The sequence below is a fragment of the Pseudomonas deceptionensis genome (genome assembly GCF_900106095.1).
Classification (GTDB): domain Bacteria; phylum Pseudomonadota; class Gammaproteobacteria; order Pseudomonadales; family Pseudomonadaceae; genus Aquipseudomonas; species Aquipseudomonas deceptionensis.
This window is the reverse complement of sequence record NZ_FNUD01000002.1, coordinates 1,849,835-1,871,258: the sequence shown is the minus strand read 5'-3', so window position 1 is coordinate 1,871,258 and position 21,424 is coordinate 1,849,835. Positions and strand designations below refer to the sequence as shown.

The following is a 21,424-nucleotide window of genomic DNA, read 5'->3' as shown; positions in this document are numbered from 1 at the left end:
TGCTTTTTTTTGGCCAGGTGTTTTGACACCTGCCCCGTGAGAGCCCGCTTAATTCAGAATCAGCTTGCCCTGCTTGTCCACGGCAATTTCATTGCCCGGCTCGTGATCCATACGCACCTTGCCTTCCTTGCCGTCGAGCGAATAACGCACGTCATACCCAACAACCTTGTTGCTGATGTCGTTGACCGTATTACAGCGCGTCTGGGTAGTGGTGTAGGTATCACGCTCCTGCATGCCTTCCTGAACCTTGTTACCCGCATAACCGCCACCGACCGCACCGGCTACCGTGGCAATCTTCTTGCCGGTACCACCGCCAACCTGATTACCCAACAAACCGCCCGCAACAGCACCTATCACACTGCCGACGATCTGATGCTGATCCTTGACCGGCGCCTGACGCGTCACAGTCACATCCTTGCACACCTCACGCGGCGTTTTGACCTGCTGGTTGACTGGCACAACTGCCAGCACCTGCGCAGACTCAGGGCCTTTAACCAAGCTGTAAGTGGCAAAAGCACCACCGGCTGTAACACCGACAGCACCCAGCACAGCACCTACCAGCAATGACTTGTTCACGTGAACCTCCAGACCATCATACGTAGGGACAATCCCACATCAATCCTAGCCTTGGAGCACAAAAAAAGGCGCGAGTTCAATACTCGCGCCTTTTAAGTGACAACCTGCTTATAACCAGAGGTTATGGGCGGTCGTCGATCTCTTTCTCACTCGCCACAGGCGGGATCAAGTCTTCTGCACTGAGGTTCAGCCAGATCAGCACGACGTTCGCGATATAAATCGACGAGTAGGTACCCGCCAATACACCCACGAACAGTGCAATCGAGAAGCCCCACAAGTTATCGCCACCGAAAATCAGCAGTGCCGCAATCGCCAGCAAGGTGGAGATCGAGGTCGCCATGGTGCGCAACAGGGTTTGCGTGGTCGAGATATTGATGTTGTCGATCAGGCTGGCCTTGCGCAACACCCGGAAGTTCTCCCGAACCCGGTCGAATACCACGATGGTGTCGTTGAGCGAGTAACCGATGATCGCCAGCACCGCCGCCAATACCGTCAGGTCGAAGGTGATCTGGAACCAGGACAGGATACCCATGGTCACGATCACGTCGTGAACCAGAGACACGATCGCACCAACCGCAAACTTCCACTGAAAGCGGAAAGCCAGGTACAGCATGATGCCGCCCAGCGCCATCAGCATGCCGAGACCGCCCTGATCGCGCAGCTCTTCACCCACTTGCGGGCCCACGAACTCGACGCGCTTGATGACGGCCGGGTTGGCCGTATCTGCCTGACCCAGCGCAGCAGCCACCTTGTTACCCAGCAACGGATCATCGCCCGGCATACGCACCAGCAGGTCGGTGGTTGCACCGAAGCTCTGCACCACAGCATCGTGGAAACCGGCCGTAGCCAGCTCGGTACGCACCTTGGTCAGGTCAGCAGGCTTCTCGTAGGTCAGCTCAATAAGCGTACCGCCGGTGAAGTCCAGACCGTAGTTCATGCCCTTGTGGAACATGCTGAACAAAGCCAGCACGGTAAGCACTACAGTGACGCCGAACGCAACGTTGCGAACGCCCATGAAGTTGATTGTACGTAACATGGCAGCCCCTTAAATCCACAACTTCTTGAAGTCCCGACCGCCATACACCAGGTTGACCATTGCGCGGGTCACCATAATGGCCGTGAACATCGAGGTAAAGATCCCGAGGGACATGGTCACCGCAAAGCCTTTTACCGGCCCGGTACCCATGGCAAAGAGAATCCCGCCGACCAGCAGGGTTGTCAGGTTGGAGTCGACAATTGCCGTAAAGGCACGACTGAAACCTTCATTGATCGCCCGCTGTGGAGTCATGCCATTGGCAATTTCTTCACGAATACGCGAGAAGATCAGTACGTTTGCATCGACCGCCATACCCATCGTCAAAACGATACCGGCAATACCCGGCAAGGTCAGAGTTGCGCCCAGCACCGACATCAGCGCAAGCAGCAAGACCATATTGCCCGCCAGAGCCACCGTCGCGATCACACCGAAGAAACGGTAGATGGCGATGATGAAGATCGACACGAACAGCATGCCCCACAGCGACGCATCGATACCCTTGGTGATGTTGTCAGCACCCAGGCTCGGACCAATGGTGCGCTCTTCAGCGAAGTACATTGGCGCCGCCAGACCACCGGCACGCAACAGCAGCGCAAGCTCCGAAGCCTCACCCTGGCCGTTCAGGCCGGTAATGCGGAACTGACTGCCCAGCGGCGACTGGATGGTCGCCAGGCTGATGATTTTTTTCTCTTCCTTGAACGTCTGAACCGGCACGTCCTTCTCGACACCATCAACCACTTTCTTGGTGTAAGTCGTCACCGGCTTCTGCTCGATGAAGATTACCGCCATGCTGCGGCCAACGTTGCTGCGAGTGGAACGGCTCATCAGCTCGCCACCATGACCATCAAGCTTGATGTTCACCTGTGGACGGCCGTGCTCGTCAAAGCCCGCTTGCGCGTCGGTCACCTGGTCGCCGGTGATGATCAAGCCACGCTCGATCTGGGCGGTTGGACGGTTGCCTTCACGGAACTCGAAAGTTTCGGAAGTGGCTTTGGAAGCGCCCGGCTCAGCGGCCAGACGGAACTCAAGGTTGGCCGTCTTGCCCAGGATACGCTTGGCTTCGGCGGTGTCTTGTACGCCTGGCAGCTCAACCACGATGCGGTTGGCACCCTGACGCTGAACCAGCGGCTCGGCAACACCCAACTCGTTGACCCGGTTACGGACCGTTGTCAGGTTTTGCTTGATGGAATATTCACGGATTTCCGCCAGCTTGGCCGGGGTCATCGCCAGACGCAGAACCGGCTGACCGTTCAGGTCTGCAGCGGTAATGTCAAAATCGTTGAAGCTCTTGCGAATCAGGCTACGCGCTTGCTCACGTGCGGCTTCATCAGTGAAACCCAACTGAATGGCACCGTTAAGCTGCGGCAGGCTGCGGTAACGCACCTTCTCTTTACGCAACAGGCTTTTGACGTCGCTTTCGTAGACTTTCATCCGCGCGTCAACCGCTTTGTCCATGTCCACTTCCAGCAGGAAGTGCACACCGCCCGACAAGTCCAGACCCAGTTTCATCGGGTGAGCACCCAGACTACGCAACCATTGAGGCGTGGTCTGTGCCAGGTTGAGCGCTACGACATAGTCGTCGCCCAGGGCCTTGCGTACGACATCCTTGGCCGGCAACTGGTCGTCTTTCTTGGCCAGACGCAGCAAACCACCTTTGCCATTCTGGGCTAGGGAAGCGCCCTTGACAGCAATACCTGCATCCGCAAGCGCCTTGCTTGCACGATCCAGATCAGCTTGAGTGACCTGCAGGGCCGTGCTCGCGCCCGACACCTGAATAGCCGGATCATCGGGGTACAAATTGGGAGCGGAATAAATAAAACCGATCGCCAGCACTGCCAGGATCAGTAGGTATTTCCACAGAGGGTATTTGTTCAGCATCAATCACGCCGCCCGCTTAAAACGCGGGGCGCCTTGCGCGCCCCGTCGATTGTTAAAAGTTGAAACTTCAGATCGCTTTCAGCGTGCCTTTAGGCAACGTGGCTGCAATAGAGCCTTTCTGAATTTTCAGCTCAACAGTGTCGGACACTTCGATTACAACGAAAGCATCGGATACTTTGGTGATCTTGCCGGCGATACCACCAGTAGTTACAACTTCGTCGCCTTTTTGCAAATTACCCAACAGGGCTTTCTGCTCTTTGGCGCGCTTGGCCTGTGGACGCCAGATCATCAGGTAGAAGATGACCAGGAAGCCGACCAGGAAAATCCATTCAAAACCACCACCCATAGGGCCAGCAGCGGCAGGTGCAGCAGCGTCCGCGAAAGCGGAAGAGATGAAAAAGCTCATTAAGCACTCCAGTTGCAATGTTGTTTCTTAAAGGTCCGAAACTCAGTCCAAAGGCGGCACAGGAAGCCCGCGCTTGGCGTAGAAGGCGTCGACAAAGGTGGCCAATGTACCCTGTTGAATAGCCTCGCGCAAACCAGCCATCAGCACCTGATAGTGCCGCAAATTATGGATGGTATTGAGCATGCTCCCCAGCATTTCGCCGCACTTGTCCAAGTGATGCAGATAAGCGCGGGAGAAGTTCTGGCAGGTGTAGCAGTCGCAGGTCGGATCCAGCGACGAATCATCATGGCGATGGAACGCGTTGCGGATCTTGATTACACCGGTATCAATAAACAGATGCCCATTGCGGGCATTGCGGGTTGGCATCACGCAATCGAACATGTCCACACCGCGGCGCACACCCTCAACGAGATCTTCCGGCTTGCCAACCCCCATAAGGTAACGAGGTTTGTCAGCGGGCATCATCGCCGGCAGGTAATCCAGCACCTTGATCATTTCGTGCTTGGGCTCGCCCACCGACAAACCGCCGATGGCCAGGCCGTCAAAGCCGATCTTGTTCAGGCCTTCGAGCGAGCGCTCGCGCAGGTTCTGGTGCATGCCGCCCTGAACGATACCGAACAGTGCCGCCGTGTTGTCGCCATGGGCATTCTTGGAGCGCTGCGCCCAGCGCAACGACAGCTCCATAGAGATCCGCGCCACGTCTTCATCAGCCGGGTACGGGGTGCACTCGTCAAAAATCATCACCACGTCGGAGCCCAGGTCACGCTGAACCTGCATCGACTCTTCCGGGCCCATGAACACCTTGGCGCCATCAACCGGGGAAGCAAAGGTTACGCCCTCTTCCTTGATCTTGCGCATGGCGCCCAGGCTGAACACCTGAAAACCACCCGAGTCAGTCAGGATCGGGCCCTGCCACTTCATGAAATCGTGCAGGTCGCCGTGCTTCTTGATCACTTCTGTGCCAGGACGAAGCCACAGGTGAAAGGTGTTGCCCAAAATCATCTGCGCGCCGGTATCGACGATATCGCGCGGCAACATGCCCTTGACCGTACCGTAGGTACCGACCGGCATGAACGCCGGGGTTTCAACCACGCCACGGGGGAAGGTCAAACGACCGCGACGAGCCTTGCCATCAGTGGCAAGTAGCTCGAAAGACATACGACAGTTGCTCATGCTTGATCCTCAGGGGCCGGGGCAGGAGCCGTCGGCGCAGGATTGCGGGTGATGAACATTGCATCACCGTAACTAAAGAAGCGGTACCCATGCTCAACCGCAGCCTTGTAGGCCGCCATGGTTTCGGGATAACCGGCGAACGCCGAAACCAGCATCAACAGCGTGGATTCCGGCAAATGGAAATTGGTCACCAGCGCATCGACCACATGAAACGGTCGGCCCGGGAAGATGAAAATGTCGGTGTCGCCACTGAATGGCTTTAGCACGCCATCACGGGCCGCACTCTCCAGCGAACGCACGCTGGTGGTGCCCACGGCGATCACCCGGCCGCCACGCGCGCGGCACGCAGCCACGGCATCGACCACATCCTGGCCGACTTCCAGCCATTCCGTGTGCATATGGTGATCTTCGAGGCGCTCAACCCGCACCGGCTGGAACGTACCCGCGCCCACGTGCAAGGTTACAAACGCCGTTTCGACGCCCTTGGCCGCAATGGCCTGCATCAGCGGCTCATCAAAGTGCAGACCGGCTGTTGGCGCGGCTACCGCACCCAGGCGCTCAGCGTAGACCGTCTGATAACGCTCGCGGTCCGAACCTTCGTCCGGGCGATCGATATAAGGCGGCAACGGCATATGCCCGACGCGGTCCAGCAGCGGCAATACCTCTTCGGCAAAGGCCAGCTCGAACAACGCATCGTGGCGCGCCAGCATCTCGGCTTCGCCGCCGCCATCAATCAGGATTTTCGACCCTGGTTTTGGCGACTTGCTGGAGCGCACATGCGCCAGCACCCGATGACTGTCGAGCACTCGCTCAATCAGAATTTCCAGCTTGCCGCCCGAGGCTTTTTGGCCAAAAAGGCGAGCCGGAATCACCCGGGTATTGTTAAACACCATCAAGTCGCCCGGGCGTAAATGCTCAAGCAAATCAGTGAATTGACGATGTGCCAGTACGCCGCTCTCCCCGTCCAGGGTCAGCAGGCGACTGTTACGGCGCTCCGCCAAAGGATGGCGTGCGATGAGCGAATCAGGGAGTTCGAAAGTAAAGTCAGCAACGCGCATGATAGGTTTCGTCTAGCAGGGCCGGGGAGTTTAACGGACTTAGTAAAAATAGACCAATAAGTTGTTGACCGACCTAAACCTCATCTCTATACTTCGCCGCCATTGAGCCCTGATGGCGGAATTGGTAGACGCGGCGGATTCAAAATCCGTTTTCGAAAGAAGTGGGAGTTCGAGTCTCCCTCGGGGCACCAAACAAAGATCTCAAGGTGCCGCTCAATGCACCTTGAATACAAAAAAACCGGCCACTGCGCCGGTTTTTTTGTGCTTGAAATTCTACCCCTGTATCCCTCCTTGTATCCCCAGAGAAACACATGACCCCGGGATACAGACCTGAAGCACCGCGACATCACGCCCCCTTCCTTTTTGCCCCCGCCAGCGCTTTACCCTGCCCCTGCCACCAAGCATCATATGCAGCTCGCTCTGATGCCAAAGGTGCCGGGCATTCGTGGTGATAAGGAACTGCAGTTGAACGAACATACTTTGTCCATGCGCCTGGAGCGCGTGGCTGCGCAGATGCCGGCCGGCGCGCGCCTGGCCGATATCGGCTCGGATCACGCTTACCTGCCGGTGGCATTGATACGCCGCGGCGCGATAGCCACAGCAGTGGCCGGCGAGGTCGCGCTGACACCGTTCCGCTCGGCCGAACGCACTGTGCGCCAGAACGGTCTGGGCCATCTGGTCACTGTGCGACAAGCCTGTGGCCTCGCGGCAATCGAACCGCAGGACGGGATCACGGCCATCAGTATCTGCGGCATGGGCGGCGAGACGATCCGCGACATCCTCGACAACGGCAAGGCGCGCCTGAGCGGCCGGGAGCGGCTGATCCTGCAGCCCAACGGCGGCGAGCAGCCACTGCGCCAATGGCTGATGGACAATGACTACCGCATCCTCTGCGAGGAGCTGCTGCGGGAAAACAGTTTCGACTACGAAATCATCGTCGCCGAGCGAACCGGGCCGATGCTCTATACCCCTCAGGAACTCTACTTCGGCCCGCTGCAGATGCAGACGCGCAGCCCTGTATTCCTGGCCAAGTGGCAGCGAATGCTGCGCCAGAAACAAAAGAACCTGAGCAACCTCGCCAGGGCACGACAAGCCGTGCCCGAGGACAAGGTGCAAGAGATCGCACAGCAGGTCCGGTGGATCACCGAGCTGATTGCCCCTCGCTGAGCTCATCGAAAAAACGTCGATTGTCGGGATACCCCGACTGAGCTCCAGATATCAGATTTGAACCCCAAGGTTTTTTTTCACCGGCACCACAGCACAGGAACCCGCACCATGGAATTGCCACTGGAAGCAGTCGCCCTTTATGCACTCAAACTGGCGTATGAGTCCGAAGGTTCAAGCCCGCTTTTGCGCGACGATCCGGTCATGGCTGACTACGAGCGCGAGGTGTTTGCCTTGCTTGTGCGCAACGGCGATATCGGCACGATTCAAGTCAAAGTGAATCAATGCCTTGAGTTGGCGCTGAAAGCCTTGGGCGGTGTGGATACGGTCATGGGCCGCGAACTGTGCAAGCTGTCCACTGACTTCACACAGGCGCCGACGATAGAGCAAATGGGTACGCCCCTCATGCACCTGAGGGACTACTTGAAAGACATTCAGTGATCACGGCTTCTGGAACGTCTCCAGATACGCCAACAGGTTTTCGATCTTCTCGGGGTCGCTGATGCCCCAGAAGATCATGCGCGTACCGCTCACCACTTTCTTTGGTGCTTCGATATACGCTGCCAGTTTGTCCCGCGTCCAGACCACACCCGAATTTTTCATCGCGTCCGAATACTGATAGTCCGCGGTCGTCCCGGCAAGCCGGCCAATCACCCCGTTGAGCTGCGGACCAAATCCGCCCCGGGCATTTTCACCGACGCTGTGGCAGCCGCCACATACCTTGCTGAACAGCTTGCCGCCCGCTTCAGCATCGCCCGCCGCAACTGCCGAGGCACTGAAAAACCCGGCAGCGAGGATCAGGGCAAAGGTCAATAAAGCAGGGCATTTCATGGGCGACTCCACATCAGGCGTTGCTGGCGGCAAGGGTTTCAGCGGCAATTATGCCCGCCCGCAGCCCGCCCACCAACCGGCTACCCCGCAAAACCGCCACTCTCCAGAAAAATACGCTCCTGCTCGGTAGTCGATCGACCCAGCACATGGTTGCGATGGGGAAAGCGCCCAAACCTTTCGATGATGTCGGCGTGTTCTTTTGCCCATTTGAAATCTTCCGGCTCGAAATCCTGGTGCAGCTTCAACGACAGGCGCTGGTCCGCTGCGTCCTCCGAGTGCTCGAACGGCAGATAGCAAAAAGCGCGCAAGGACGCATCAACCTGGCGGTCCAGCCCGGCATCGATCATCTGCCGGGCATAGAAGCGTGCGAGCGGGTCGGTGGCGAACATGTGCGCCGTGCCGCGAAAGGTATTGCGCGGGTATTGATCAAGCAATATGAGCAAGGCCAGAGCCCCTTGCGGCTCTGCCATCCAGTGCTCCAACTCGCGCCGGGCCGCCTGGAAATGGGCGGTGTGGAAAGTGTCGCCAAACAAGCGGTCAAACGCTTGATCCTTGGCGAACCACTGCTTGGGGCCCGCCTGTTTCCAGAATTCAATCACCGCCTGCGGTGTTTGCGCCAGTTCACTTTGAGTCGTTGCCACAGGTCGCTCCTCGGGTCGCACAAGAAAAACGTTGCCTACACCCTAGCAGCTCCCACAGCCCCCAATCATCGACTGGCAGCCAGCACCTGCTCTGCCAGCAGCACCACTGCGATGATGATCATCACTGTCCCGGACAGGCGGCTGACGTTTTTCGCAGCGCTCGGACGGGTCTGCAACACAGCCTGGGCACTGAAACCGACCATGAGGTACACCACGCCACAACTGACGGCATGCAACGCACCCAACGCAATGATTTGCACAGGGATTGGCCATGTCGACAGCGGGTCGGTGAATTGCGGCAAAAGGGCCAGAAACAGCAGCAGCACCTTGGGGTTCAAGCCGCTGACACACAGCCCCTTCCACGCCCAGCGCGTCCATGAATCCGAGCCCTGGACCTGCCCCGACTCAGGCGTCGCCGGGTTGCGCAGCAGGCTGACGCCCAGCCACAGCAAGTACAGCGAACCTGCAATCGTAAGCACGGTCAGGATCATGGGGTTGCTGGCCACCAGCGCGCCCACTCCCGCCGCCACAATGACCGTGGCCAGCAAGTGCCCGGACAGCAAACCCGCCACCGCAGGCGTGACCCCTCGCCCGCGCATGCCCGCAGAAATCGCGTACGCCCAATCTGCGCCCGGGGTGATCACAAACAAAAACGACACCGCCCAAAATGCGGCCAATACACTGATAGTCACGGGATGCCCAACTCCTCTGAAGCGAAAACCGCCAAAAGAAGAATAAGGAAATGCTGGTAGGATTATCTTTCGTTTATCCCAACCTACAACCAAGACAAGGGAAGGTTCTTCCACATGGACCGCATAGACAGGAATATTCTTGCGCAGCTGCAAGCCGACGGCCGACTTTCGGTCACTGAACTGGCTGAACGCGTGGGCCTGAGCCTCTCGCCCTGTCATCGACGGGTGCGGGCACTGGAGGAGTCAGGGGTGATCCTGGGCTATCGCGCCCTGCTGGCACCCAGTGAGCTGGGGCTGAATTTCTCCGCGATGGTGTTCGTCACCCTGCGCGAAGTCACCCGCCAGGCGATCGCCGACTTTGAAGCTGCAGTGATTGAAACCTCGCAGATCGTCGACGCACAACGGCTGTTCGGCGATCCGGACTACCTGCTGCACGTGGTCGCCGCAGACCTGCCCGCCTTCCAGCAGCTGTACGACGAGCGCCTGACCTCATTGCCCAACGTTCAGCGCCTCACCTCAACCCTGGTGATGAAGCGGGTCATTCAGGACCGCATGCTGCCGTTGTAGCGCTGGAGGCGCTTACACCAGCGGCATCAACCCGGCCGCCAGGGCATCCAGCAACGCGCTGACCTTGGGCAAGGCCTGCCGACTTTTTGGCCACACCAGGTTGATCGCCAACCCTTCACTCGCCAAATGCGGCAGCACTTCTACCAGTGAACCATCGGCCAGATGCTGTTTGATCAGCCAGGTGGGCAACTGGGCGATGCCGCACCCCGCCAGCACTGTCATCACCTGCCCTTCACCGTCCCCCACAATGTACTTGGCAGACATCACCCGGCGCTCGGTCTCGCCGGGCCGGCTGCCTTTGAAACTCCAGGGGCTGACCGTGCCGTCGGCCCGGCCATAGGCAACACATTGGTGATGTTCCAGGTCGCGGTCGGTCCCGGGCGTGCCGTGGCTGTTCAAATAGGCGGGCGCGGCGCAGAACACATGCCGCTCACGGCCCAGAAAACGATGCGCCAGCGCAGCAGGCCAGACATCCGGGCCACCTACCCGCACGACAATATCCACCCCCTCTTCGACCGGATCGATAAAGCGGTCAGAAAACGAGATATGCGGCAGTAACAGCGCATGGGCCTGCACAAACTGCAGGATCACCGGCAGCGCCTGCAAACGCCCGAAGGCCGCAGGCAGGTCAATACGGATCCGGCCTCGGGGCTCGGTGTTTTCGACCTGAAGGGACAGTTCGGCTTCTTCCAGTTCGGCCAACACCGCCGTGCAAGTCCGATAGAACGCAGCGCCCGCATCGGTCAAGGCCAGGCGCCGGGTAGTGCGCTGAAACAAGCGGACTTCAAGCCGGCTCTCAAGCCGGGCGATGGCCTTGCTGATCGCCGAGGCCGTCAGGTTCAAACGCTCGGCAGCCGCTCTGAAACTGCCCGAATCGGCCACGCAAACAAAGACATCGATACCCTTCAAGCGCTCGGAGGAAAGCATGCCCACCCCATATTGATGAATTAAGTTCATGTGATTGAGTAAAAGGTATCGCAAATAGGATCTGAATTCCCCAGTAAGCTTCCCCACCACACCCTTACTCAAGCATCAGGCGCCTTTATGACCTTGCACAAACCTACCGTTTTAATCACCGGGGCCACCGGCCAGATCGGCGGCGACACCCTGCGCAACCTGCTGGCCGACGAGACCATCACCCTGGTCGCGGCAGTACGCTCCCCCGCCAAGGCCAAGCCCTTTGAAGACCAAGGCATTCGCACCGTCATTCTGGACTTCGATAAAGAGGAAACTCTGGCTCCGGCGCTACAAGGCATCGACCGCGCCCTGCTCGTGACCGGCTACACCGTGGACATGCTGCGCCAGAGCAAGGCTTTCCTCGATCAGGCAAAAAAATCCGGCGTGCAGCACATGGTGCACCTGGGCGCTTGCGGGCGGGACGACACCACCATCGCCCACTGGGCCTGGCACCAGTTTGTCGAGCGCTACATCGAGTGGTCGGGTTTCTCGTTCACCCACTTGCGCCCCGAGTGTTTCATGCAAAACCTGCTCAGCTACGATGGCACCCAGGCCGTAAAAGCCGGAGTGATCGAGCAGTACACCGGTGATACGCCATTCAGTTGGGTAGATGGCGAAGACGTTGCCCGAGTCGCGGCACAAGCGCTGCTGAACCCCGCCAAACACGCAGGCCAGACCTACCGCCTAGGTTATGACGTGCAGTCCTACGGTGATATCGCCGACATCATGACCCGCGTACTGGGCCAGCCGTTCAGCTACAACCCCCAGTCACCCGACGTTTTTCTGGAGAACATGCGCGCCGCCGGAGCCGAAATGGCTTACATGACCTGCGTACATGACAACTTCACCCGCATGGCCGCCCGGCAGATTCCAGGGGCTGATGAAACCTTCGACAACTTCACCGAAATCACGGGCCGCCAGCCAGTACGCTGGGAGGATTTTGTGCAAAAGCACCGCAGCGCCTTTGCGTATTGAATGGCACGATGACAGTGTCGGCGTGGCCTCCCTGATGTTGATGAGCGACGGCACAGGCCGTGTGCAGGCGCCCAACGACAAAGGCTTGACCAGGGCATTCCACAGGATTGAATACACGCCCTGGAAAGCCGGCCTGAAAGCAGCCCCTAGGCGCGTTCAACCGCAAAGTTGCTCCACGACTGGCTGACGGGCATCAACTCAAGACTGTTGATATTGATATGCGCCGGCTGGTTGAGAATCCAGAAAATCGTCTCGGCAATGTCCTCCGGTTGAATCGCCCGGGCACCGGCATACAGCGCGTCATACCGGGCCTGATCACCGGCAAAGCGCACCTGTGAGAACTCGCTCTCGCACAACCCCGGCTCAAGGTTGGTGACGCGCACCCCGGTACCCTGCAAATCACAGCGCAGGTTCAATGAAAACTGCCGCACAAAGGCTTTGCTCGCGCCATACACATGGCTGCCGGGGTAAGGCCAGTTACCCGCAATCGACCCCAGATTGACGATCCCGGCGCCCGCACCGTGGGCAATCAAGCGCGGCAACAACAAGCGCGTGCTGTAGAGCAGGCCCTTGATATTGGTATCGACCATGGTGTCCCAATCATCCAGCGAACACTGGGCAGCAGGTGCGGTGCCCAATGCCAGCCCGGCATTGTTGATCAGCCCGCGCAAGGTGCTGAAGGCCGGTGGCAGTTGCCCGATGGCCTGCTCCATGGCGGCGCGATCACGCACGTCGAGCACCAGAGGCAGTACCCGGGCCTGGGTGCCAAGCTCATCGGCCAAGGCGTGCAAACGTTCGGCCCGGCGCCCGGTGAGCACCAGCGACCAGCCAGCGGCGGCAAACCTGCGGGCGCACGCCTGGCCAAAACCCGAGGTTGCCCCGGTGATAAAAACGGTCGGTGTCATATACAGCTCCTTGGATGAGTCAGGACCACGCCCGGCCCAGCAGGCCCACGCCTGCCAGCACCAGCAATAGCCATTGGGTAAAACGGGCGGCCTGATCGGCCTGAATACGGGCGAACAACTGCTGGCCCAGCCACAACCCCAGCAGCAACGCAGGCACCATCAGCAGCGCTTGGCGGCCGGTGTCGGCCGGGATCGCCGAGGCGGCCGCCAGCCCTCCCAGAGCCGCGATATCCACCACGAAAAAGAACATGATCAGCGTTGCCCGCAAGGCATGCGCCCGCAGCCCGCAATGGCTGAGCCACGCCACCACCAGAGGTCCGCCAATACTGAACGCGGCAATCAGCGCGCCGCTGCTGGCACCCACCAGCCAGGCACCGGTACGGCCCTCGCCCAACGGCAAGCGAATGCGCGTCAGGCCGAGAATCGCCAGCAGCCCCACCAACAGATAAACCCCGACGGCAAGCCCTCCGCTGTCGATGCCGGTCAACAGCAACACCCCGCAGGGCACACCGCATGCGCTCGCCAACAGCAGGCGCTTGAGCAGGCGGTAATCCGCTTCACGCCAGGCGCTGCGCAGCAACATCACGCTGGACGCAACCTCCAAAAACAACACCAGCGGTACCGCCTGTTGCAGCGAACCGAGCATCGCCAGCCCCACCACTGCAATGGCGGCAAAACCGAAACCGGTCAGCCCGCGAACAATGGCCGCCACCAGCACGCAACCTGCACTTAACGCCCAACTCAATTCAGGGTTCATCCGCAGCTCCGGCGTGCTCAATGGCCCCACTGTAGTCAGCCGCCAGGCACCGGCTTAGATCCAGCAAGGCCTTTCGATGGTGCCAGAACTGGCCCTATCGAAAGACCCATCTGGATCTAAGCCCCACGGCCCGCCGTGACTAGTCTGCAGGCAACTGGCCCGCCCAGACCTACCCTCAGGAGTGATACCCATGGCGACGAATCTGAACCACCAGTGGATGCCTTTCACCGACAACCGCGAGTTCCAGCGGGCGCCGCAGTTGTTCGTCCGTGCCGAGGGCGTGCGCTACTGGAATGCCGAGGGTCGCGAGTTGCTCGATGGCAGCTCGGGGCTATTTTGCAGTGCCGCCGGCCATGGCCGCACCGAGATCGCCGAAGCCGTGTGCAAGCAACTGCTGACCCTGGATTTCACCCCGCATTTTCAGCGCGCTTCGCCTCTGTCCTTTGAACTGGCCGAACGCTTGAGCGAGCTGCTGCCCGCAGGCCTGAACAAACTGTTTTTCACCAACTCCGGCTCCGAGTCGGTGGACAGCGCGATGAAGATCGCCCTGGCCTATCACCGCGCTCGCGGCGAAGCTCAGCGCACCCGCTTTGTGTCCCGCGAGTGGGCGTATCACGGGGTCAATTTCGGTGGCGTCGCGCTGTCAGGGATGATGCGTAACCGCCAGGCATTCGCGACGGGCGGCCTGCCCCACGTCAGCCATATGCGCCACACCTGGCAAGAAGACCAGCGCTACCAGTTGGGCGAGCCGCAGCAGGGCGCCGACCTTGCCAGCGATCTGGAGCGGATCATCGCCATGCATGGCGGCGACAGCATTGCGGCGTGTTTTGTGGAACCGATTGCCGGCTCTATCGGCGTCTATGTACCGCCTGCGGGTTACCTCAAGCGTCTGCGGGACATCTGCGACAAGCACGGGATTCTGCTGGTCTTCGACGAAGTCATTACCGGTTTTGGCCGCACCGGCCAGGCGTTTGCAGCGCAGAGTTTTGACGTGAAACCGGACCTCATCACCCTGGCCAAGGCCTTGACCAATGGCGCGATCCCGATGGGCGCGGTGGCAATCGACGAAGGGGTTTACGACACGGTGATCAACGCCAGCAAGGGCGGCGGCCCGGAGCTCTTCCACGGCTACACCTACTCCGGGCACCCGGTGGCGTGTGCGGCCGCGCTGGCCTCACTGGACATTTACCGGGATGAGGATGTGTTCGGAAAAGGCGCGCAGTTGGCACCGTACTTTCTTGAGTCCCTCAGCGGCCTGAAAGGTTTGGCGCAGGTCAGCGACTTGCGCGGTTACGGGCTGCTCAGCGGGATTCAGCTCACCCCCGGCGAGACACCGGGGGCCAAAGGTGCGCGGGTTCAACGGGCGCTTTATGACGCGGGGCTGCATGTAAAAACCACCGGCGACGCGATTATCTTCGCCCCGGCGCTGGTCACCGGGCGAGCGGATCTGGATGCGATGTTCGGCCTGCTCAAAGACACGCTGAGCCGCGAAGCGCTGTGACAGCAATCATGGCCCCCCATGACCGCATACGGACTCAAGCGCAATTCAAGCCAGCACCCTCTCCCTCCGGGAGAGGGTGAAGGGCTTTATGCTCCACCAGCATCTCCCGCCACGCGGCCCCCAGCGCGGCAATCCCGGGCTCGATCAACTCTTCAGCAATGGCCCCGAACCCAAGCCGAAAACAGTTCAACGGGCGCTGCTCGCTCAGGTAGTGAATATCCCCCGGTTCAATCAACACCCCGCGCCTGGCCACCAGCCGTTGCAGCACCCAGGCATCGACCCCCTGCGGGCAAGTGACCCACAGCGATGAACCACCCGCCATGCCGCTGGCATTGAACTCGGGCAGGTGCTCGGCCATCGCCCGGCTGATCACCCGCCATTTGCGCGCCAGACGATCACGCAAGCGGCGGGCATGGGCGTCGTAATGCCCCATGGATAAAAACAGCGCCAGCGTGCGCTGGTTATTCGACGGCGGGTGCCGATAGATGTAACGGCGCAACGCACGCAGCTCATGGATCAATTCAGCATCCGCCGCAATAAACCCCAGACGTACCCCCGGCAGCAGGCTTTTGGTCAGGCTGCCCAGATAGATCACTCGCCCGGTGTCATCAAAGCTCTTCAAGGCCGGGTGGTTGCTGCCCAAAAAATTCTGCTCGTTTTCGTAGTCGTCTTCGATGATCAGAAAATCCCGCTCGCGAGCACTGGCCATCAGCTCCAGGCGGCGGTACAGCGGCATGGTCACCCCGGTAGGCGATTGGTGGCTGGGGGTGCTGAACACCATCTCGCAACCATCCAGCTGTTCATTGACCACCAGCCCCTGGCGGTCAATGCGCAGCGGCTTGAGCTCACAGCCGCTCAAGCTGAAAATATTGCGCGCATCGACATAACCCGGCTCTTCCAGCCCCATCACCAGCCCCGGCCGACCCAGCAGTTGCGCCAGCATATAGAGCGAATTCTGGGTGCCGATGGTCACCAGTATTTCTTGCGCCGACACGCTGATCCCACGCTTGGGCAGCACCCGCTGGATAATCTGCTCGACCAGCAGCGGGTCATCCAGCATCACCTGATCGTCCACCCAACTGCGCATATGCGCGCCGGTGCTGGCGATGCGCGAACAGTCGCGCCAGCGGGCGGCGGTCTGCTCGTCGGCCTCAACCTGACCATAGATAAACGGGTAGCGGTACTCACGCCAGTTGCGCGGCTTGACGATGGCCCGCAGGCGCGACGAGCTGCTTTGCAAGCGTGCTTCCCAGTCGGGCGCGTGATCGGCCCGCTCGAAGATTTTTTGCGTGGCCGGCTTGAGCGTGACGTTGAGTTGCTGGCGCAGGTATTTCTCGTTGATGAAATAACCGCGCCGGTCCGACGGGATCAAATAACCATCCTGCACCAACTGCTCATAAACCAGCACCACGGTATTGCGCGACACCTTGAGCAGCTCGCACAACTTGCGCGAAGACGGCATCGGCTCACTGGGCGGCATGGCGCCGTCCAGTATCGCGCTGAGCAGGCTCTCGCGCAGTTGTTCCTGCAAACCTCGGCCCGCTTCGAAGGGTCGAAAATAACGCTCCAACATGGTTCAAGCTCCTGCTCCGATGCCCCTTGATGGCGCACCCGATGCGCTACAAGCCTTGCCGGGCAAGGCCTGCAGCATCCTCTGGCACCACAGCTTGCAGCAACTGGATCTAAAGCAAGCGTCGGGCCAGCACCTAAGATCGGGCTGACTCAAAACAACGCCTTCCCCTTCTCGGAGCCTCACCATGCTCAAGCCCCTGAATACCTGGATTCGTCGTGCTGTCTTGTTGCCGCTCACGGCCCTGACCTTCGGTCTGGCGGCCAATGCCCATGCACAAACCGTCACCGTCGGCGTGCAAAGCATGTTTGCGCCCTGGAAGGATGCCATCGCACAAAAGGCATTTGAGAAGGCCACCGGCTGGGATATCCAGTGGCGCAACTTCGACAGCGGCGGCGACGTGATGATGGCCATGGCTTCGGGCGATGTGCAGATCGGCGTCGCCGGCAGCAGCCCGATTGCGGCAGCCGTGAGCCGTGGCGTGGACGCGCAGTTGTTCTGGATTCTGGACAACATCGCCGACGCCGAAGCGCTGGTGGTGCGCAATGGCAGCGGCATCGTCGCGCCCCAGGACCTGGCCGGCAAAACCCTCGCCGTGCCGTTTGTCTCGACCACCCACTTTCACGCGCTGTTTGCCCTTGAGCAATTCGGCCTGACCGGCAAGGTCAAGGTCATCAACCTGCAGCCCTCGGATATTCCGGCCGCCTGGGAACGCGGGGATATCGATGCCGCCTTTATCTGGGACCCGGCGCTGGGCCGCCTCAAGCAAAGCGGCCATGTGCTGCTGACCTCGGGCCAATTGACCAACTGGGGCAAGGCCACCTTTGACGGGCTGGTTGTGGATAAAACGTTCGCCGCCGCCAACGGCCCCGGCATGCAGGCCTTTACCCAGGTGTTGCAAGACAGCACGGCGGGTTACGTCAATGCGCCAAAAACCTGGACCGCCGATTCGCCGCAAGTGATCAACGTAGCCAGGCAGTCCGGGGCCAAGCCACAAGAAGTGCCCGCGGTACTGGCGCTGTACCAGTTCCCGCTGGCCAGCGAACAGGCAGGCTCTGCGTGGCTGGGCGGCGGCGCGGCCAAGGCCCTGAACGCCACGGCCGAATTTTTGAAAGCCCAGAAGAAAATCCCGGCGCTGCTGCCTGACTACAGCGTGGCGATCAACCCGACGTTTGTGCAGGCCGCCCATTAAACATCACCCGCACCCACACACTGCAGAGACACAAAGGAGTCATCCATGAGCCTCAGCCTCAAAATCCACGATGTGTCAGTGCTCTATCCAGGGCAGCAAAAGGGTCAGCCGGTGCGTGCCTTGTCCGGGGTCAATCTGGATATTGCCGCCGGTGATTTTGTGGTCGCACTCGGCGCCTCGGGCTGCGGCAAAACCACCTTGCTCAACCTGATGGCCGGGTTTATTCAACCCAGCAGCGGGGTGATCACGCTGGGCGATTATCACGGCCAGGTGCCTGCCCGTATCGAGGGCGCCGAGCTGCGCGATCAGGTCACCGGCCCCGGAGCCGAGCGCGGCGTGGTGTTCCAGAAGCACGCGCTGCTGCCATGGCTGAATGTGATCGACAACGTTGCCTTCGGCCTCAAATTGCGCGGTATTCCCAAAGCAGAGCGGTACGAGCGGGCGATGCATTTTTTGCAACTGACCGGCCTGGCAGAGTTTCGCGACCACGCCACCTATCAGCTTTCGGGGGGCATGCAGCAACGCGTCGGTATCGCCCGCGCCCTGACCAATGACCCCAAGATGCTGTTGCTGGACGAACCCCTGGGCGCGCTGGACGCCCTGACCCGCGAACGCTTGCAGGAGCTGATCCTGGAGATATGGCAGCGCACGCAAAAGATGATGTTTTTTATCACCCATGACGTGGAAGAAGCGCTGTTCATGGCCACCCGGCTGATCATCATGTCGCCGCGCCCGGGGCGCATCACCCACGAATTCGCGGTGGATTTCGGCCAGCGTTTTCTCACGTGCCGGGACGCCCGCGCAGTCAAATCCAGCCCTGATTTTATTGCCCTGCGCGAGCAGATCCTGAGCATCATCCACGGTGATGAGGAGGCAGCGTAATGAGCCTGCTAGACGAAAAACAACGCAATGCCGTGCTGCGCACCCTGAACGAGCTGCGCCGTGCAGCCCCCGCCAGACCGGGCGAGCAATATGGCGCACCCGGCAACGGCTCAAGCATGGCCCTGAGCCTGGGCACGATTTTCGTGGTGTTTGCCCTGTGGTTCATGGCCACCAACCATGGCTGGATCAAACCCTTGTTTCTGCCCTCGCCCCAAGCGGTATGGGCGCAAATCATCGAGGTCAGCCGCGACGGCTTTGCTGACGCCAGCCTGCTGACCCATATCGGCTGGAGCGCCTTGCGGGTGTTTGGCGCTTTTGTGCTGGCGGTGCTCACAGCCATCCCGGTGGGGATCCTGATGGGCGTCAATCGCGTCGCCCGTGGCGTGTTCGACCCGCTGGTGGAGTTTTATCGACCGCTGCCACCACTGGCCTATCTGCCCTTGGTGGTGATCTGGATGGGCATCGGCGAAGGCTCGAAAATCCTCCTGATCTACCTTGCGATGTTTGCCCCTCTGGCCCTGAGTGCGAGGGCCGGGGTCAAGTCGGTGGCCATCGAGCAAATCCACGCAGCCTACTCCATGGGCGCCAGCCGGGGGCAAGTGCTCAAGTACGTAATCATGCCCGCCGCCCTGCCCGAGATACTGACCGGGATGCGGATCGCCATCGGCTTTGGCTGGACCACCCTGGTGGCTGCTGAAATGGTCGCGGCCACTGCCGGGCTGGGCTTTATGGTGCTCACCGCCTCCAAGTTCATGGCCACCGATGTGGTGATCATGGGCATTCTGGTCATCGGCGTGCTGGCGCTGCTGTTCGATTTGGGCATGCGCTGGCTGGAACGCAACCTGGTGCCGTGGAAAGGCCGGGGCTAAATGCCCGCGCGGTGTATCAGACTGCAGAACAGGACCGGGTTCACAGTGACGATCCGTTGATCAAGGACTCCATAGCGCTGCAAAAGAGTCTTGGGTTAGGGTGGCAATCCCCGACCGCCCCCCAGGATCAAGATGCGCTCCATCCAGCATGATTTGATGTGGCGCCAGCTGCTGCCCAAAGTGCACACGCATGATGAGCCGCTGCAAGTGCAGCTGTGTACCGCCTTTGTCACCGCCATTCTGGAGGGGCGCTTGCCTGCGGGCACACGCCTGCCGTCGAGCCGGGATCTGGCGATGCTGAGCGGGGTGTCGCGCAACACCGCCATGCTGGTGTATGAGCGTCTGGTGGGCGAAGGGTATGTCGACTCCCGGCCACGGGACGGCTTCTTTGTATGCGGCGCCATCCCGCCGACCCAACAGGCGCAGCCCTCACCCGCCCCCGCCGCGCAGCCCCCCGACTGGTCGGCGCGCATGCACAGCGACAAACCCGGGGTAGCCTGGGCCGATCGTCCGCCGACCTGGCGCCAGGTGCGCTACCCCTTTGTCTATGGCCAGTTCGACCCCAAGCAATTCCCGCTGTCGCAATGGCGCCAGTGCAGCCGCCAGGCCCTGGAATGGAAGGCGGTGGATCGCTGGTGGCAAGAGGGTGAGAACGTCGGCGAAAGCCAGCTGATCGACCAGCTGATTCGCCGTGTACTGCCCCGTCGCGGCATCGCCGCCACCCACGACCAGGTGCTGCTGACTCTGGGCCGCCAGCAGAGCTTTTACTTGCTGGCACGCTTGTTTGCGCGACCGGGCACGGTTATCGGCGTTGAAGAACCGGGGTTTCGCGACCCGCGCAATGCCTTCGCCCACGATGGCGCAGAGGTGGTGTCGCTGGCCATCGACGAACAGGGGCTGATGATCACCCCCGCCCTCTCCAGGTGCGACTACCTGTACTGCACTCCTGCCTACCAATGCCCTACCGGCGTGACCATGACCCCGGCCCGGCGCCAGGCTGTGCTCGCCCATGCGCAACGGCACGACCAGGTGATCTTCGAGGACGATGACGACCCCGAAACCGAATATGACGGCCACGCCCAGCCAGCCCTCAAAGCCATCGACCCGGCAGACCGGGTGATCTACCTCAGCAGCCTGTCCAAGCTGCTTTCCCCCGGCCTGGGCATTGGCTACATCGTCGCCCCGGCGCCGGTCATCGAGCAGTTGCGCCAGCTGCAACGGCTGATGATTCGCCAGATCCCCGGCAACAACCAGATCACCGCCGCGCTGTTTATCCAGCAGGGGCACTACGACCGCCTGCTGCAACAGGCCCGGGAGAAACTCCAGGCGCGGGCGCAGGCGCTGGCCAGCGCTTTGCGCGAAGCATTGCCCGACGCCGAGTTCCACATGCCCAGCGGCGGCGCCACCCTGTGGCTAAAACTGGCAGGCCAGCACGACCTGCTGAGCCTGTATTACGCAGGTGTGGCCAAGGGCGTGCTGTTCGACCCGGGCAATGCATTCTGCTCTGAGCCCGACACCCTGACCCGGCCCAGCCTGCGACTGGGGTTTGGCTCCATCGCCCAGGAACTGATCGCGCCGGGCATTCGCGAGCTGGGGCTGGTGATCAACGGGCATGCCAAACGACCCGGCAGTGTGCGTATCTGAACCATTTGCCCCACAACCTCTCCCTCCGAGAGGATCTGGGTGCTTTTTATTTGGCATTGCCTGGCCCTATCGATAAACCCCACTGGCCCCATTCGCTGGTTACGAATATGCAGTACTAATGCTGACCACCAAACACCTTGGCGTCGTCCT

Annotated in this window: 22 protein-coding genes and 1 tRNA gene; 10 read left to right on the top strand and 13 right to left on the bottom strand. The window is 60.5% G+C overall.

The window, feature by feature from the left end; all coding sequences use genetic code 11:
- Window positions 1-48: 48 nt before the first annotated feature.
- The 6 genes from BLW11_RS08545 to queA all read right to left on the bottom strand — a co-directional run bounded on the left by BLW11_RS08545 (window position 49) and on the right by queA (window position 6,127).
- The gene (locus BLW11_RS08545; RefSeq protein ID WP_048359118.1) at window positions 49-576 is read right to left on the bottom strand and encodes a glycine zipper 2TM domain-containing protein; all 528 of its coding nucleotides are present in this window, start codon (window positions 574-576) and stop codon (window positions 49-51) included.
- 121 nt (window positions 577-697) lie between these two features.
- On the bottom strand, window positions 698-1,612 hold the full coding sequence (secF, locus tag BLW11_RS08540) for a protein translocase subunit SecF (RefSeq protein ID WP_048359119.1): 915 nt from the start codon (window positions 1,610-1,612) through the stop codon (window positions 698-700).
- A gap of 9 nt (window positions 1,613-1,621) precedes the next feature.
- Window positions 1,622-3,490 carry a protein translocase subunit SecD gene (gene secD / locus BLW11_RS08535; RefSeq protein WP_048359120.1) on the bottom strand — a complete coding sequence of 623 codons (1,869 nt, stop codon included), beginning with the start codon at window positions 3,488-3,490 and terminating at the stop codon, window positions 1,622-1,624.
- A 67-nt stretch (window positions 3,491-3,557) separates the two neighbouring features.
- On the bottom strand, window positions 3,558-3,896 hold the full coding sequence (gene yajC, locus BLW11_RS08530) for a preprotein translocase subunit YajC (protein WP_048359121.1): 339 nt from the start codon (window positions 3,894-3,896) through the stop codon (window positions 3,558-3,560).
- Between the two features lie 42 nt (window positions 3,897-3,938).
- Window positions 3,939-5,054, bottom strand: coding sequence for a tRNA guanosine(34) transglycosylase Tgt (gene tgt, locus BLW11_RS08525; protein WP_048359532.1), 1,116 nt, complete (start codon window positions 5,052-5,054; stop codon window positions 3,939-3,941).
- 11 nt (window positions 5,055-5,065) lie between these two features.
- The gene (gene queA, locus BLW11_RS08520) at window positions 5,066-6,127 is read right to left on the bottom strand and encodes a tRNA preQ1(34) S-adenosylmethionine ribosyltransferase-isomerase QueA (RefSeq protein WP_048359122.1); all 1,062 of its coding nucleotides are present in this window, start codon (window positions 6,125-6,127) and stop codon (window positions 5,066-5,068) included.
- Between the two features lie 106 nt (window positions 6,128-6,233).
- Here queA and BLW11_RS08515 point away from each other — a divergent pair.
- The 3 genes from BLW11_RS08515 to BLW11_RS08505 all read left to right on the top strand — a co-directional run bounded on the left by BLW11_RS08515 (window position 6,234) and on the right by BLW11_RS08505 (window position 7,732).
- A tRNA-Leu gene (locus BLW11_RS08515) sits at window positions 6,234-6,318 on the top strand.
- Window positions 6,319-6,592: 274 nt separating this feature from the next.
- Window positions 6,593-7,294, top strand: a complete 702-nt coding sequence (locus BLW11_RS08510) for a tRNA (adenine(22)-N(1))-methyltransferase (RefSeq protein ID WP_279626637.1) — start codon at window positions 6,593-6,595, stop codon at window positions 7,292-7,294.
- 108 nt (window positions 7,295-7,402) lie between these two features.
- Complete coding sequence (locus tag BLW11_RS08505) at window positions 7,403-7,732, top strand: hypothetical protein (protein WP_048359123.1); 330 nt, start codon at window positions 7,403-7,405, stop codon at window positions 7,730-7,732.
- Here the strand turns inward: BLW11_RS08505 and BLW11_RS08500 are convergent, their stop codons facing one another.
- From BLW11_RS08500 to BLW11_RS08490, 3 genes are all read right to left on the bottom strand, one after another.
- Window positions 7,733-8,122, bottom strand: coding sequence for a c-type cytochrome (locus BLW11_RS08500; protein ID WP_048359124.1), 390 nt, complete (start codon window positions 8,120-8,122; stop codon window positions 7,733-7,735).
- An 80-nt stretch (window positions 8,123-8,202) separates the two neighbouring features.
- Window positions 8,203-8,763 (bottom strand): DUF924 family protein, encoded by a 561-nt coding sequence (locus BLW11_RS08495; RefSeq protein ID WP_048359125.1) that lies wholly within the window; start codon window positions 8,761-8,763, stop codon window positions 8,203-8,205.
- A gap of 65 nt (window positions 8,764-8,828) precedes the next feature.
- Window positions 8,829-9,455: a LysE family translocator gene (locus BLW11_RS08490; protein ID WP_048359126.1), complete on the bottom strand. Its 627-nt coding sequence runs from the start codon at window positions 9,453-9,455 to the stop codon at window positions 8,829-8,831.
- A gap of 114 nt (window positions 9,456-9,569) precedes the next feature.
- Here BLW11_RS08490 and BLW11_RS08485 point away from each other — a divergent pair, with 114 nt between their 5' ends.
- Window positions 9,570-10,022: an Lrp/AsnC family transcriptional regulator gene (locus tag BLW11_RS08485; RefSeq protein WP_048359127.1), complete on the top strand. Its 453-nt coding sequence runs from the start codon at window positions 9,570-9,572 to the stop codon at window positions 10,020-10,022.
- Between the two features lie 12 nt (window positions 10,023-10,034).
- On the opposite strand, the gene BLW11_RS08480 is transcribed toward BLW11_RS08485, so the two are convergent.
- A complete protein-coding gene (locus BLW11_RS08480) occupies window positions 10,035-10,949 on the bottom strand; it encodes a LysR family transcriptional regulator (protein ID WP_048359128.1) in 915 nt (304 codons plus the stop codon).
- 117 nt (window positions 10,950-11,066) lie between these two features.
- On the opposite strand from BLW11_RS08480, the gene BLW11_RS08475 reads away from it, so the two are divergent.
- Entirely contained in the window at window positions 11,067-11,954 is an 888-nt protein-coding gene (locus tag BLW11_RS08475; RefSeq protein ID WP_048359129.1) for an SDR family oxidoreductase, read from the top strand.
- 146 nt (window positions 11,955-12,100) lie between these two features.
- Here BLW11_RS08475 and BLW11_RS08470 read toward each other — a convergent pair whose 3' ends face one another.
- Window positions 12,101-12,859 (bottom strand): SDR family oxidoreductase, encoded by a 759-nt coding sequence (locus BLW11_RS08470; RefSeq protein ID WP_048359130.1) that lies wholly within the window; start codon window positions 12,857-12,859, stop codon window positions 12,101-12,103.
- Between the two features lie 19 nt (window positions 12,860-12,878).
- Window positions 12,879-13,616 (bottom strand): sulfite exporter TauE/SafE family protein, encoded by a 738-nt coding sequence (locus BLW11_RS08465; RefSeq protein ID WP_048359131.1) that lies wholly within the window; start codon window positions 13,614-13,616, stop codon window positions 12,879-12,881.
- 190 nt (window positions 13,617-13,806) lie between these two features.
- Between BLW11_RS08465 and aptA the strand changes: the two genes are divergently transcribed.
- Window positions 13,807-15,117 carry an omega-aminotransferase AptA gene (gene aptA / locus BLW11_RS08460; protein WP_048359132.1) on the top strand — a complete coding sequence of 437 codons (1,311 nt, stop codon included), beginning with the start codon at window positions 13,807-13,809 and terminating at the stop codon, window positions 15,115-15,117.
- 34 nt (window positions 15,118-15,151) lie between these two features.
- Here aptA and pdxR (BLW11_RS08455) read toward each other — a convergent pair whose 3' ends face one another.
- The gene (gene pdxR / locus BLW11_RS08455) at window positions 15,152-16,690 is read right to left on the bottom strand and encodes a MocR-like pyridoxine biosynthesis transcription factor PdxR (RefSeq protein WP_048359133.1); all 1,539 of its coding nucleotides are present in this window, start codon (window positions 16,688-16,690) and stop codon (window positions 15,152-15,154) included.
- Between the two features lie 184 nt (window positions 16,691-16,874).
- Here pdxR (BLW11_RS08455) and tauA point away from each other — a divergent pair, with 184 nt between their 5' ends.
- From tauA to pdxR (BLW11_RS08435), 4 genes are all read left to right on the top strand, one after another.
- A complete protein-coding gene (tauA, locus tag BLW11_RS08450) occupies window positions 16,875-17,879 on the top strand; it encodes a taurine ABC transporter substrate-binding protein (RefSeq protein WP_048359134.1) in 1,005 nt (334 codons plus the stop codon).
- A gap of 45 nt (window positions 17,880-17,924) precedes the next feature.
- Window positions 17,925-18,761 carry a taurine ABC transporter ATP-binding protein gene (locus BLW11_RS08445; RefSeq protein ID WP_048359135.1) on the top strand — a complete coding sequence of 279 codons (837 nt, stop codon included), beginning with the start codon at window positions 17,925-17,927 and terminating at the stop codon, window positions 18,759-18,761.
- Window positions 18,761-19,630 carry an ABC transporter permease subunit gene (locus BLW11_RS08440; protein ID WP_048359136.1) on the top strand — a complete coding sequence of 290 codons (870 nt, stop codon included), beginning with the start codon at window positions 18,761-18,763 and terminating at the stop codon, window positions 19,628-19,630. The genes BLW11_RS08445 and BLW11_RS08440 overlap by 1 nt, the downstream gene beginning before the upstream one ends.
- Before the next feature lie 132 nt (window positions 19,631-19,762).
- Window positions 19,763-21,274 carry a MocR-like pyridoxine biosynthesis transcription factor PdxR gene (gene pdxR / locus BLW11_RS08435; RefSeq protein ID WP_048359137.1) on the top strand — a complete coding sequence of 504 codons (1,512 nt, stop codon included), beginning with the start codon at window positions 19,763-19,765 and terminating at the stop codon, window positions 21,272-21,274.
- The last annotated feature ends 150 nt before the right edge of the window (window positions 21,275-21,424 follow it).